Source organism: Streptomyces hygroscopicus (assembly GCF_026168105.1).
In the GTDB taxonomy this organism is placed as follows: domain Bacteria; phylum Actinomycetota; class Actinomycetes; order Streptomycetales; family Streptomycetaceae; genus Streptomyces; species Streptomyces hygroscopicus_D.
Map to the genome: position 1 here is coordinate 88,086 of NZ_LBMW01000026.1, position 12,754 is coordinate 100,839.

The 12,754-nt window shown below is 70.9% G+C and carries 14 protein-coding genes and 1 tRNA gene; 8 read left to right on the top strand and 7 right to left on the bottom strand.

The features are described from left to right. Positions 1-16 precede the first annotated feature (16 nt). A complete protein-coding gene (locus tag AAW14_RS23960) occupies positions 17-418 on the bottom strand; it encodes a hypothetical protein (protein WP_265566005.1) in 402 nt (133 codons plus the stop codon). Between the two features lie 299 nt (positions 419-717). Between AAW14_RS23960 and AAW14_RS23965 the strand changes: the two genes are divergently transcribed. From AAW14_RS23965 to AAW14_RS23985, 5 genes are all read left to right on the top strand, one after another. After that, entirely contained in the window at positions 718-1,014 is a 297-nt protein-coding gene (locus tag AAW14_RS23965) for a hypothetical protein (protein ID WP_265566006.1), read from the top strand. Between the two features lie 64 nt (positions 1,015-1,078). Then, on the top strand, positions 1,079-1,504 hold the full coding sequence (locus tag AAW14_RS23970; RefSeq protein ID WP_265566007.1) for a hypothetical protein: 426 nt from the start codon (positions 1,079-1,081) through the stop codon (positions 1,502-1,504). Positions 1,505-1,531: 27 nt separating this feature from the next. Then, positions 1,532-2,191: a hypothetical protein gene (locus AAW14_RS23975; RefSeq protein WP_265566008.1), complete on the top strand. Its 660-nt coding sequence runs from the start codon at positions 1,532-1,534 to the stop codon at positions 2,189-2,191. A 29-nt stretch (positions 2,192-2,220) separates the two neighbouring features. Continuing rightward, the gene (locus AAW14_RS23980) at positions 2,221-2,583 is read left to right on the top strand and encodes a hypothetical protein (RefSeq protein ID WP_265566009.1); all 363 of its coding nucleotides are present in this window, start codon (positions 2,221-2,223) and stop codon (positions 2,581-2,583) included. Between the two features lie 50 nt (positions 2,584-2,633). After that, positions 2,634-2,771 (top strand): hypothetical protein, encoded by a 138-nt coding sequence (locus AAW14_RS23985; protein ID WP_265566010.1) that lies wholly within the window; start codon positions 2,634-2,636, stop codon positions 2,769-2,771. A 153-nt stretch (positions 2,772-2,924) separates the two neighbouring features. On the opposite strand, the gene AAW14_RS23990 is transcribed toward AAW14_RS23985, so the two are convergent. The 3 genes from AAW14_RS23990 to uvrA all read right to left on the bottom strand — a co-directional run bounded on the left by AAW14_RS23990 (position 2,925) and on the right by uvrA (position 6,613). Continuing rightward, positions 2,925-3,224 carry a hypothetical protein gene (locus AAW14_RS23990; RefSeq protein ID WP_265566011.1) on the bottom strand — a complete coding sequence of 100 codons (300 nt, stop codon included), beginning with the start codon at positions 3,222-3,224 and terminating at the stop codon, positions 2,925-2,927. 83 nt (positions 3,225-3,307) lie between these two features. Then, positions 3,308-3,970: an SDR family oxidoreductase gene (locus AAW14_RS23995; protein WP_265566012.1), complete on the bottom strand. Its 663-nt coding sequence runs from the start codon at positions 3,968-3,970 to the stop codon at positions 3,308-3,310. Positions 3,971-4,144: 174 nt separating this feature from the next. Then, positions 4,145-6,613, bottom strand: coding sequence for an excinuclease ABC subunit UvrA (uvrA, locus tag AAW14_RS24000; RefSeq protein WP_265566013.1), 2,469 nt, complete (start codon positions 6,611-6,613; stop codon positions 4,145-4,147). Between the two features lie 552 nt (positions 6,614-7,165). Between uvrA and AAW14_RS24005 the strand changes: the two genes are divergently transcribed. Beyond that, positions 7,166-8,344 carry a glutathione-independent formaldehyde dehydrogenase gene (locus AAW14_RS24005; RefSeq protein WP_265566014.1) on the top strand — a complete coding sequence of 393 codons (1,179 nt, stop codon included), beginning with the start codon at positions 7,166-7,168 and terminating at the stop codon, positions 8,342-8,344. Positions 8,345-8,588: 244 nt separating this feature from the next. Further along, a complete protein-coding gene (locus tag AAW14_RS24010; RefSeq protein WP_265566015.1) occupies positions 8,589-10,763 on the top strand; it encodes an FUSC family protein in 2,175 nt (724 codons plus the stop codon). Here AAW14_RS24010 and AAW14_RS24015 read toward each other — a convergent pair. From AAW14_RS24015 to AAW14_RS24025, 3 genes are all read right to left on the bottom strand, one after another. Next, on the bottom strand, positions 10,737-11,045 hold the full coding sequence (locus AAW14_RS24015) for a phosphate-starvation-inducible PsiE family protein (RefSeq protein WP_265566016.1): 309 nt from the start codon (positions 11,043-11,045) through the stop codon (positions 10,737-10,739). The two genes, AAW14_RS24010 and AAW14_RS24015, sit on opposite strands and share 27 nt — an antisense overlap. Positions 11,046-11,301: 256 nt before the next feature. Further along, positions 11,302-11,375 (bottom strand) — tRNA-Met (locus AAW14_RS24020). A 147-nt stretch (positions 11,376-11,522) separates the two neighbouring features. Continuing rightward, positions 11,523-11,840: an STAS domain-containing protein gene (locus AAW14_RS24025; RefSeq protein WP_265566017.1), complete on the bottom strand. Its 318-nt coding sequence runs from the start codon at positions 11,838-11,840 to the stop codon at positions 11,523-11,525. Between the two features lie 251 nt (positions 11,841-12,091). On the opposite strand from AAW14_RS24025, the gene AAW14_RS24030 reads away from it, so the two are divergent. Further along, positions 12,092-12,736, top strand: coding sequence for a carbonic anhydrase (locus AAW14_RS24030; protein WP_265566018.1), 645 nt, complete (start codon positions 12,092-12,094; stop codon positions 12,734-12,736). Positions 12,737-12,754 lie beyond the last annotated feature (18 nt).

Below are 12,754 nucleotides of genomic sequence, written 5' to 3' on the forward strand. Positions count from 1 at the left end.
TTCCACATCCCTCCCGTCAGCGGCCGGCCCGGGCCGGCGGGGTATAGGCACCGGAGGACAGCCTCTGCGCCCGGGACTCCTCGACCGTGTCCTTCAGGGCGGTGCGGAAGCGGCCAGGGCCCCCGCCTGCCCGACGAAGAGGGCCCAGGCCCAGCAGCGCCCGGCGCGGATGGCGCTGTGCCGCCACCCGAGCGATCTCCCGGAACGGGATCGACGCCCGGTGCCGTCCGGTGAGGTACCCGCTGGACGGCGGCAGTTCGATGCCTTCCCGGGCTAGCACCTCCGACTCGATGCGGTCCACGATCTTCTCGGCTTCCCTCTCCCGCCCATGGATGAACAGCCAACGAGGGCTCTCCGGAACGCTGCGGCGGACCAGCATGATCCCCAGTCCGAGGAAGCCGCCGTTGCCGAAGGCCACCCGCCGACCGACGTCCGCGGGGAACCAAGCGGTGTTCAGCAGGACGAAGCGCCCAGGCTCCCGACGGCGGCCCCGACCCAGTAGCTGCCGTGGACGGTCAGGTCGACCCGTCCGCGGTTGCGGGCCGGGATGAACTCACCGGGGCCGGCATCGGCTTGAGTACTCGGCGGTCGACGAATGCCATGCTGCGCGCCGGGTGTGCGATCGGCATCGGTGCACGGTGACCAAATCGCGCGGTCGGAATCGACCCAGCGGGCTGAGACACCGCGGACGAGCGGGCGGTTCTCGGAAGGCCGGCAATGCACGGCGCATGGGTCAGGAATCCGGACTCTCGCGAGACGGCACCGGAGCAGTTGGGTGAGGTGTTCGAACTGTCGACGCGCGCCACTTTGATGTTCGAGTCCGCCGGGGAGGACGATGTCGTCGCCCTCGGCGCGTCCTGCCTGCTGGCCACGGGCTGCCGCCTGACCGCCGCCGCATATCTGCTGCGCGACGGATCCCTGGTCAGGCGCGGTTCCCCGCCCACCGCGCCCGTCCCGACGACCGCGCCGTGGCCGCCGGGATGCCAGCGCTGCAGGGCCGCGACGGCAGGCTGACCTGCCCGGCGGGGACCTCGCGGCACGGCTGCGGCTGCTGCTCCTGCGGATCGGCGACGAACTGGTGCCCGGCGCCTCCGCCCGCCATGTGACGGCCTGGCCGGAGGAGGCGCGGCGACTGGATCACCAGACCGCCGATGGGGACGCGGCCCTGGCCAGGGCCGAGGAGAGCCTGCGCCTGAATCCGCTGCGACGTCCGGCACCCGGCACCAGGCCGGTCCTGCGCAGCGGTCTGGACGCCAACGAGCACTGCGTCGGCCTGCGCTCCCTGTGCCGGACCTTCGCCGACCTACGACTCATGAACCGACTGGACATCGACAGACGCCTGCGCGTCTCGCACACCGAGGACCGCCCGGAAGCCCGGCGCCGACGCGACCGGACCACCCTGGGAGGTCCGCTGCGTTCGCTGCGGTCCGGCGAACTGCGGGGGTGGTGGGGCGGTCGCGTGGATCCGAGCAGGAACTGGTCGCTCGGCCGCTCCGGACGATGAAGAACACATCGCGAGCTGGGAGGAACCTTGCGGAACCGGACACTGAGCAAGATCGGCACACAGCTGTTGCGTCTGCGCCACGACTCGTCACAGAGCTCACAGAACCGGGCGGCGCCGGCCGACTACGGACTGGACCACAGGCAGGTCGCCGAATTCGTCGCCGGCACGCTGGACGCGGAGAGCGAGGCGGCGCTCGCCCATCAGGTGGCACGGCTGCTGCCCTTCCAATGGACCTGGCCCAACCGGGTCGCGGAGGAGATGTCGCAGATCATGGACCACGTCGGTGATCAGCGCGAGCTGATGGCCTGGCTGGATCGGCACCCCGGCTCGCCACGGCTGGTGGCCCGCCTGTACGTCTTCATGGGCCTCCTCGACAGGTACAGCGCGGTGCCCGCGGTCGTGACCGCGATGCGTGAGTACCGGGAGCGGACACCGTATCCGCCGGGCCTGGAGCCCTACTTGGTGCCTGCCACCGATGACGACACGCTCGCGAGCATTGCTTTCAAGGTCGAGAAACTGCTCGGCGAGGAGTGGACCCGGGAGGCCGTCGAACTGACCCTGGCCACTGCGGCATGGCTGCAGCAGATCGCGCCGCGCGCGCGGGAACTCACTCCTGAGGTCGGCGACTTGAACGAGCTGACGGGGCAGGCTCGACAGGATATCCGGGCGGCAGCAGCCGACATCTGAACACGACTGTCGATAAGGCGGTAAACGGCATGACGGTGAAACTGAACGCGATGGCGTTCAACCACGCAAAGAAACTGACCGAAGAGGGCCGGATCGTCCTGGACGACCGGGACGAGTGGAGCGAGCACCGGCCTTCGGCAGCGGACGAGAATGCCTACCTCGAGGAGCACGGATTCAACGAGTACGCCAGGTGGTACCTGGGCATCGATGACGAGATGGGAGAGGAGACCAAGGGCCGGTACAAGTTCCCCTACGGCGATTTCGAGCGCGTCCACCGCTGCGGTGTGCTCTCTGCCGAGGTACGCGCCGGACAGCAGAAATACGCGGACATCCAGAACGCCACCGCGCACCTGCACGGACTGCTGGACGGCAGGCGGGCCGGGAACCGGTGACAGCGCCGGAAAAGTGCACCCTCACCCGGCCCCCGGCGACGGTTCGTCCAGTGACGCTAGGCGTCGTCGCCCCGCTCGCCCTCCGCCTGGGATGGCTCGCTCCGGGGGACGTCCGGGTGCTGTTCCGTTGCGGTACGCTCGCCCGTCTCGTCCCGCTCGCCCTCGGCCTGCGAGGGTGGGTGGTGTAACCGTCAACAACGGGGGCACACGCGTTCCTGGAGGTCACGCCAGGAACATGCCCCTTTTTGGTCCTGGCGGACAGGCCGCGCCAGAGCGCCCCCCTGCACTGGCGCGGCCCCTCAACTCATCAGCGGCTCCCACCGCTAGACACCGCACGCCCTTCACCCCGGTGAGGACGTACCGTCCCGACTCGTTGCTCCCACCGCGGCGGATGTCGATGGCGTCGATCTCGCCGTCGGGGTTGTGGCCGCCGTCGTACGGGCCGCCCACGTACGGGGACACCGCGCCCCGGTGTGCCCGGTGCGCGCCAGGGCGTTCTTCAGCCAGTCCAGCTTGTCCCGGGCCGCCTCGACGTGCCCCTTCTCCAACATCGCCTCGACGTACCCGAAGGCGTAGCCGATCGACTGGTGCTCAAAGGGTGTTCCGCTCGGCGCGGCGATGTCCCTCAGCTTGCGGAACACCGTGTCGGCCTCGCTGCGCTGCGCCTTTTAAAGTGCCCGGGTGTGAGTCATTACCCGCACCCGGGCGAGGGCGGAGTGCGGCGTCAGCCGCCGGCCACGGCGCGCACCGCCTCCTCGACCGGGGTGGACCCGCTGATCAGCTCGAGGATGCGCCCGGCGGTCCTGGGCTCGTGGAGCAGGGCGGCGAGCACCGCAGCCACGTCATCGCGCGGCACCTGGCCGCGGTCGGTGTGCTCGGCGAGCGTGACGCGGCCGCTACCGGGGTCGTCGGTCAGCATCCCCGGGCGCAGAATCGTCCAGTCCAGTCCCGGACGGGAGGCGATGTCGGCGTCCGCCTCGCCCTTGGCCTTCAGGTAGGCGGCGAACACCGGGTCGGTGCCGGGCGGCGGCGGGCTGTCCACGCCCATCGCGGAGATCACCAGGAAGCGGCGCATCCCGGCGCGCTCGGCCGCGTCGGCGAGGAGGATGGCCGCGTTCCGGTCCACCGTCTGCTTGCGGGCCGCGCCGCTGCCCGGTCCGGCGCCCGCGGCGAACAGTGCCGCGTCGGCGCCGCCAAGGTGGCCGGCCACCTCGTCCACCGAGGCGTGCTCCAGATCGCACACCACCGGTTCCGCGCCGTCCGCGCGCAGGTCGTCGGCGTGGTCTGGGTTGCGGATCAGCCCTGTCACGTTGTCGCCGCGCGCCGAGAGCAGCCGGGTCAGCCGGCGCGCGATCTTTCCGTGTCCACCCGCGATCACAATGTGCATGGGGTCATTCTCGCCACACGCGACCGCTCACGCCGGGCTGCGGGACTGCCGCGGCAGGTCGGTCCCGCGGTTGCCGTAAAGTCGGCGTACTCGCGCACCGCGCTGGTGCGCGAGACCACCCGGGCAGCGGGTCGCGCCGCAGGTGCTCGGGGATTCGCGATCGCGATTCTGTCGTCAGGAGCGCGCGAGCCGGGCCGCGAGATAGGGCGCGGTGGCGCTGCGGCGGGCCCTCGCCACCTTGGCCGGCGGGCCCGCCGCGACCACCCGTCCGCCCGCGTCGCCGCCGCCAGGACCGAGGTCGATGACCCAGTCGGCGGTGGCGATCGTGTCCAGGTCGTGCTCGACGAGGACGACCGTGTTGCCGGCGTCGACGAGCCGGTGCAACTGTCGCAGCAGCAGCGCGATGTCCGAGGGGTGCAGCCCCGCCGTCGGCTCGTCGAGCAGGTAGAGCGCGTGCCCGCGGCGGGCTCGCTGCAGTTCGGTCGCCAGTTTGATTCGTTGCGCCTCACCGCCGCTGAGTTCCGTCGCGGGCTGACCCAGCCGCAGGTACCCCAGTCCCACCTCGCGCAACGTCTCCAGACTGCGGGAGGCGGCCGGGACGGCGGACAGGAACTTGGCGGCGGCGTCGACGGACAGCGCCAGTACTTCCGCGATGTTCTTGCCGCGGTAGGTGACTTCCAGCGTTTCGGCGTTGTACCGGGCGCCTTCGCAGGTCGGGCACGGCGCGTAGGTGCCGGGGAGGAACAGCAGTTCCACCGCGACGAAGCCTTCGCCCTGGCAGGTCTCGCACCGCCCTTCGGGCACGTTGAAGGAGAACCGCCCGGCCGAGTAGCCGCGCGCCCTGGCTTCGTCCGTCGCCGCGTACAGCTTGCGCACCGCGTCGAACATCCCGGTGTACGTGGCCAGGTTGGACCGGGGAGTTCGGCCGATGGGCCGTTGGTCGACCCGGACCAGCCGGTCGAACGACTCGACCCCCGACGCGTCCTGGACGTCGACCTCCAACTGCGCCTCGTCGGGTTCCTCGGGTACGAGTCCGAGGTGGCCGCGGACGACCTCGGCGAGCACCTGCGTCACCAGAGTCGACTTTCCGGAACCGGACACGCCCGTCACCGCCGTCAGTACGCAGAGCGGTACGTCGACGGACACGTCGTGCAGATTGTGGCGGGAGACGCCGCTCAGGTGCAGCCAGCCGTGCGGTGTGCGCGGGCGGTGATCGAGCTGCTGGGCGCGCCCGAACAGGTACTGGCTCGTGGCCGACTCCCCGACCCGCTCAAGCCCGGCGACCGGGCCGCTGTACAGCACGTGTCCGCCGCCCTCGCCCGCACCGGGGCCGATGTCGACCACCCAGTCCGCCCGCCGTACGACGTCCATGTCGTGCTCCACGACGAACAGCGAGTTGCCCGCCGCCTTGAGGCGGTCCAGCACGTCCAGCAGCGGTTCCGCGTCAGCCGGGTGCAGGCCGGCGGAGGGTTCGTCGAGGACGTAGACGACACCGAACAGCCCCGAGCGCAGCTGGGTGGCGATCCGCAGGCGCTGCGCCTCGCCTGGCGACAGGGTCGTCGAGCGGCGCCCGAGGCTGAGATATCCGAGGCCCAGGTCGAGCAGTACGTCGACCCGCGCGACCAGATCGCCGCAGATCCGGACCGCGACCTCGGTCGTCTCCCCGGACCGGGCGGTCGACGTGGTGGCGTCGGCCTCGGACCGCCCCGCGACGGGCCGCAGCAGCGCCACGACCTCTGTGAGCGGCATCGCGTTGATCTCGGCGATGGAACGTCCGGCGAAGGTCACGGCGAGCGCCTCGGGCCGCAGTCCGCTGCCGTGACACGCGGGGCAGGGCACACTCCTGACGAACCGGAGCGCCCGTTCGCGCATCTTCTCGCTCTTGGAGTCGGCGAGGACGTGCATGACGTGCTTGCGGGCGCTCCAGAACTTGCCCTGGTAGCCGTAGTCGACGCGGTCCTCCTCCGGCTCGATGTACACGGAGGGCTGTTCGTCCGTGTACAGCAGCCAGTCCCGGTCCTTCTTCCTGAGCCGGCGCCACGGTCGGTCGATGTCGATCCCCAGGCCGCTCACGACACTGCGCAGGTTGGCGCCCTGCCAGGCGCCCGGCCAGGCGGCGATCGCCCCCTCTCGGATGCTCAGCGAGGGATCCGGGACGAGCAGGTCCTCGGCGACGTCGTGCACGACGCCCAGTCCGTGGCACTCCGGGCAGGCGCCGGCCGCCGTGTTGGGTGAGAACGACTCGGCTTCCAGCCGTGCGGCCCGGGGCGGATAGGTGCCGGCGCGGGAGTACAGCATGCGCAGCAGATTGGACAGCGTGGTGAGGGTGCCGACCGTCGAGCGCGAGCTGGGCGACCCGCGTCGCTGCTGCAGCGCCACGGCCGGTGGCAGTCCGGTGATTTCCTGCACGTGCGGTGCGCCGACCTGTTGCAACAGCCTTCGGGCGTACGGTGCTACGGACTCGAAGTAGCGCCGCTGGGCCTCCGCGTAGAGCGTGCCGAACGCGAGCGAGGACTTGCCCGAACCGGAGACGCCGGTGAAGGTGACCATCGCGTCCCGCGGAATGTCGACATCGATGTTCCGCAGGTTGTTCTCACCGGCGCCCCGGACATGCACGAAGGGGTCGGTCGCGTCCGTGTTCACCGTTCCTGATTACCTGATCGCGCCGCGAACCGCGCGACAGGCGCCGTCACCGGGCCCCGCTCACACGAGCGCTCGGAGAATCCCGGTATGAGACGCTCCAGGGAACACTGCCGGGCTTGTCGAAAGCCCTGGCGACCGCACTCGCCACGGGGGCAGTCGCCACTGTGAACTCCACCACCTGGAACCTGGCCACGTCCCTGAGCACGCCACGCCCAGTGATCGCCATGGTCGGGTCTGTCGCGCTCATGATCGGCTGGCTGATCGTGGACGCGTACGTGCCGTCGGTTGGTGGTCGTCCGGGTCCGGAGATTCCGCTGATCGGTCGGTGCGTGGTTGTTTCGCCTCGGGGGCCGACGGGGACCCGGACGCAACGCCGCCGGAGCGCCGAAGCTCCGCCTGGCGGGCCGGCGGCAAATGACCGTTCCATCTGATCCAGGTGAACGGCCCGCAGAGGCGTGCCGGAGCCCCGGACCCGTCGCAGCACTTCCGAGAGTCAGGCTCTTTGCGCCCTCTCCATCACCGCCACCTGCCGCGACATCAAGGGAAGTCATCATGAAAGCAGCGGTATACGAAGGACCGCGAGCGGTCACAGTGAAGGACGTACCGGACGCGAAGATCGAACATCCCTGCGACATCATCGTCAAGATCACCACCACCAACATCTGCGGTTCGGACCTGCACATGTACGAGGGCCGCACCTCGATCGAGTCCGGCCGCACCCTGGGACACGAGAACCTGGGCCAGGTGGTGGAGGTCGGCTCGGCCGTCCGCAAGGTCCAGGTCGGCGAGTACGTGGTCCTGCCCTTCAACATCGCCTGCGGCTTCTGCAAGCAGTGCGAGCAGGGCCTGACCAATTACTGCCTGACCATGCAGCCGGAACCGGCCCTCGCGGGAGCCGCCTACGGATTCGCCGACATGGGCCCCTACCAGGGTGGCCAGGCGGAGCTGCTGCGCGTGCCTTACGGCGACTTCAACGCGCTGCGTCTGGGCGAGGACGCCGCCGAGCGGCAGACCGACTACGTGATGCTCGCCGACATCTTCCCCACCGGCTATCACGCCACCGAGATGGCCCACGTCAAACCGGGCGACCAGACCATCGTCTTCGGGGCCGGTCCGGTTGGGCTGATGGCGACCTATTCCGCCCTCCTCAAGGGCGCCGGCCGCGTCTGGACGGCCGACCACCAGCCCGACCGGCTGCGGAAGGCGGAGGAGATCGGAGCCATCCCGATCAACACCGCCGAGCAGAACCCGACGGAGGTCGTCAAGGAGGCCACCCTCGGTCTGGGCGCCGACAACGGCTGCGAATGCGTCGGCTACCAGGCACACGACCCCCAGGACCACCACGAGGACGCCAGCCTCACGCTCAACGGCCTGATCGACTCGGTCAGGTTCACGGGCGACATCGGCGTGGTGGGCGTGTTCCTGCCCGAGGACCCCGGCGGCGCGGAGGCCCAGGGGGAGCTGGAAGCTCAGGGCAAGGTCCCGATCGACTTCGGGATGATGTGGTTCAAGGGCCAGCGCATGGGGACCGGGCAGGCGCCGGTGAAGAAGTACAACCGGGCGCTGCGGGATCTGATCGCCGGCGGGAAGGCGAAGCCGAGTTTCGTCGTCTCCCACGAGCTCAGCCTGGACGAGGCCCCCGCTGCCTACGAGCACTTCGACGCCCGTGACGAGGGCTGGACCAAGGTGGTCCTGCATCCGAACGGACACGGGGACGGCCACAAGCGGTAAGGAAACCCGAAGGCCGCCGTCCGCCTGTTCCCGGGGATGGGTCCGGCCGACGAGTGGCGATCGACCCCGGCTCCACCGGGACTGACGGACGGCGTTTCGCTTGATCTCCGGTCGGACCTGAACCAGGGGCGATCGCCCGCGTCCGGCCCGGTAGAGGGGGTGTGCGCCCGCCTATCCGCAGCGCACAGGAGGCGGCGGCGCGGCCGACGCGACCTGGCAGGGCGCTCCGGCTAGGCTCACATCCGTGACGTGGCTGCGGGCCTTCGGGGAGGTCGTGCGATCCGGGCTCACGATCGAGGAGACGCGGCTGGAGCCCCTGCTCGCGCTGCGCACGGCCGCTGGGGTGGCGATCGTCATCGGGCCGACGCTGTGGCTGGTCTCCCCTGCGTATGCCGCGTCCGCCGCCCTCGGCGCCTACTCCGCGGGTGGGGCCACCTTCCAGCGCACCTGGCGTCCACGCAAGGTGATCGCGCTCGGCGCGGGCGCGGGTCTGGCGCTCAGCACCTTCGTGGGCTACCTGGCGGCTGGGCGGCTCGTGACGTTCCTGCCGCTGCTGGCCGTATGGGCCTTTGCCGCGGGGATGGCGTGGGCCGTCGGATCGACCGCTGGGATCGTCGCAGCGACGACCGTGGGCAGCATGCTGGTGACCATCACCTTGCCCACGAGCATCGGGCGCGCCCTGGAGCACGCCGGGGTCATCGCACTCGGGGGCGTGACGCAGGCCGTGCTGATCTTGCTGTTCCCGATCCGGCGTTGGGGAGCGCATCGTGACGCGCTCGCCGACGCCCTGGCCGCCGTGGCGGACTACGCCCGCCGGTTGCGGCACGACCCGACCGCCCCGTTCGACCCGGAGCCGTTGATGACGGCCCGGGATGCGGCTGCCGTGACGCCGTCACAGGCTCGCACCCGTCCCCCCGTCCTCCACGGCCCCCGGGGACTCGCCGAGCGCATTCGGCCGGTCGTCGCGGCGCTCGCCGACCCGGACGTGGGCGCCCCGGCGGAGGGACCCGGGCGGGACCGCGCGCGGGAGTTGCTCGCCGCGGCCGCCGACGTTCTGGATGCGGTCGCCCGTTCGATCCGCCGGGGCACTCCCGCCGAGGTGCGGCCCGAGAGCATGGACGTCCTGCGCGTCGACGAGGAGCACGAGGTGCTGGAGGGCCCCGCGCGGCAGGCCGCCGAGCGGCTCGTGGAACTGCTCGGCGAGTCGTTGGAGATCGCCGGGAGCGGCGGCGCGCGCGGGAGGACGCCCACGCCGCCCGGCCTCGCCGGCGCCCGGTTCCTGGTGCGCCCGACAATGTTCCGGCTGGTCCCGGTCATCGTCCGGGCGGTACGCCGTGAGCTCCGGCGGGACTCGCCCGTGTTCCGGCACGCCGTCCGCCTGGCGGCGGTGGCCACGCTCGGCTATCTGATCGCCGCCCGGCTCCCCCTGGGCCACGGCTACTGGGCGCCCATCGCCTCGGTGATGGTGATGCGGCCGGACTTCCACCGGACGTACGCGCGTGCGGTGGCCCGTCTCGCCGGGACCCTGGCGGGGGTCGCGCTCGCCACCGTGATGGTGCGGGCCCTGGGACCGGATGCCCATGTGTTCGGCGCGCTGGCGGTGGTCTCGGCGGGCCTGTCGTACACGCTGATCCGTACCGGCTACGCCTACTCCCACTGCTTCACCGCCGCGTACGTCGTCTTCCTGCTCGGCATGGGCGGCCAGGCATGGGAGCAGACGGTCCCGGAGCGGGTGGTGCTCACCCTGCTCGGCGGGATCCTGGCGATGCTGGCGTACGTGGTGTTCCCCGCATGGGAGACACCCCGGCTGCCGGGCCGGCTTGCGGACTGGCTCGCCGCCAACGGCCGCTATGCGGCCGCGGTGCTCCGCAACTACGCCGAACCGACCCGGGAGCATCACGCCGACATGCGCAGGGCACTGCTGGAGAGCAGGGAGGCACGTGCCGCCTGGCAGGAGGCATACGACCGGGCAAGGCAGGAACCAGTCCGTCCCAGGGGGCTGACGTCGCGCGAGGCGCAGGAGGCGCAGGAGGCGCTCAAGGGGTTCGGCCGCGCGGCGATGCTCATGGAGAGCCACGTTCCGCGGGCCGACAGCCGTGTCGTCCCCGAGGCGGAGCGGTTCGCCGACGCCCTGGAGGCGGACACCGCGCAGGCGGCAGCCGACGTGCGCGAGCACAGGAATCCGGACTGGGGGCGCGTGGAGGAGGCGCTCCACGCGTGGGAGGGCGCCGCCGGCAATGGGAGCCCAGTCGTGCGGCGCGAGGCGGAACTGCAGAAGCAAGCCTTGGAGGACCTCGCGACGGCCGTGAGCCGCACACCCCTGGAACGGGACGTCGGCTCTGCTCGCGAGGAGCAGCGAGTGCGGGCGGCCGCGGCGGCGGAAGGTGACGGATCAGGACCCGCGCACCGGGGTGGGTGACGAAGTCGGCGACGGGGAGCGCCGCGCCTCCTGGAGCGGGAAGTAGTCTCCCGGCCGCGACGAGCGCCGCCACACGTACACCGCTGTCGCCATCACGAGGATCAGCCCCGCCAGGATGAGCAGTTCGATCCCCTCGACGTTCCACCCGAAGGACTTCTCCGCCTCGGCCGTCACGATGAGCACCCTGCGGATGCCGGCAATCAGGCCGACGACGAGGAAAGGCTCCGCGTCGAGGGTCTGGTTCCTGATGGTGAGGCGGACGGTGTGGAGCAGCTCGGCCACGAAACGCGGAGCGCGGGTCCGGCGCTGCGCCTAAGGCGGCACAGGGGCACCAGCCGCTGCGGCGGATGAATCGGGATGCCGTTCGCCAGTGCCGTCGAGGATCCGGCTACGAGCTGGGCCCGGGAGCGTACGTCCGTTGCGTTGGCCCAGTGCGTTGACGCCTTCTGCGACCGCGGTGCCCTGTTCGCCGAGAGCCAGGTCCGAACCGGCCCACACGTAGTGAAGGCCCGGTGGATACCGGGCCTTCACGTCTGAGTAGCGGGGACAGGATTTGAACCTGCGACCTCTGGGTTATGAGCCCAGCGAGCTACCGAGCTGCTCCACCCCGCGTCGGTACGGTGAACTGTACGGCACCGAGCGGGATCGGCCCAATCGACTTTCGACCCGGTCCGGATTCTGAATTCCCGCAGGCCCCAGTGCTCACGGAATTCGGGGCCTTCCACCTCGGGGGTAGCCCGCTGATCTCCCGCAAGAAGTTCAGCCCCGGCTCAGGCCGTCCCTTCGAGGGTGACCGAAATGTTCCCTCGGACGGCGTTGGAATACGAACTGGACGTCGGTGCCCGTCAGCTCCAGGACGCGCCGAACCGGCGGCTGTATGCCGCGTGCTTCCACCGTGCCGCCGCCCGCGAGGACCTTCTGGCGCACGCTTTGCAGCAGGTTCAGACCGGCGGCGTCCATGAACGTCACCAGTGCCATGTCGAAGGTGAGGTCCCGGCCAGCGATCGCGAGAAGAGCGAGGGAGGGCGTGGCCTGCACGCAGGCCGGGAAGTCCAGTTCCCCGACCAGGGTGATCACGCGGGAAGAAGGCGGCCCGCATAGGTGGTGGCGCAGTGGCCGGCCCGGCATGGCTGACGGAACCGCTTCTGGGAACGATTCGCGGTCCTGCTGCCCGAGCGACCGGAGTACCACCCGGACCACCCCCAGCTCGGGGCGGGTTCAACGCTGTCCGGGGTCGTCCCGTTACCTTGCGTGCGCGGCCAGCCAGGGCGGCGAGAGGGGTGACCAGGCGGTGCAAGGGGTTGGGTCTGGCTCGTAAGCTGCCGCCCATGACGATCCAGACCCAGCCTTTGACGCCCCGTGAAGCCTTCGAGCTGCTGCTTGCCGGGAACCAGCGCTTCACCGCGGGCGCCCCTGAGCACCCGAACCAGGACGCCGCCCGTCGCGCTGAGACCGCGCCGGTCCAGCACCCCTTCGCCGTGCTGTTCGGGTGCTCGGATTCGCGGCTGGCCGCCGAGATCATCTTCGACCGGGGCCTGGGCGACCTGTTCGTGGTCCGCACCGCCGGGCACGTCGTGGGTGCCGAGACGCTGGGCAGTATCGAGTACGGGGTGGACCTGCTGGACTGCCCGCTGGTGGTGGTCCTGGGCCACGACTCGTGTGGCGCGGTCGCCGCCGCGTGCGCCACGCTGGAGCACGGCAAGGCGCCCGCCGGGTACATCCGGGACGTCGTCGAGCGCGTCACCCCCAGCGTGCTCGCGGCCAGGGCCGTGGGCCGCTTCGACGCGGACGAGGTCCTCGCCGAGCACATAAGGCACACCGTCGACCTGCTGCTGGACCGCTCCCGTGTGCTCGCCGAGCGGGTCGCCGACGGCCGGGTCGCCGTGGTCGGCCTGCGCTACCGGCTCGCCGACGGCAGCGCCCAGCTCGTCGCCGCCCGGGGCCTGGACGCCGAGGTACCCACCGCGGTCTGACCGGCCCCGGCTCATCCC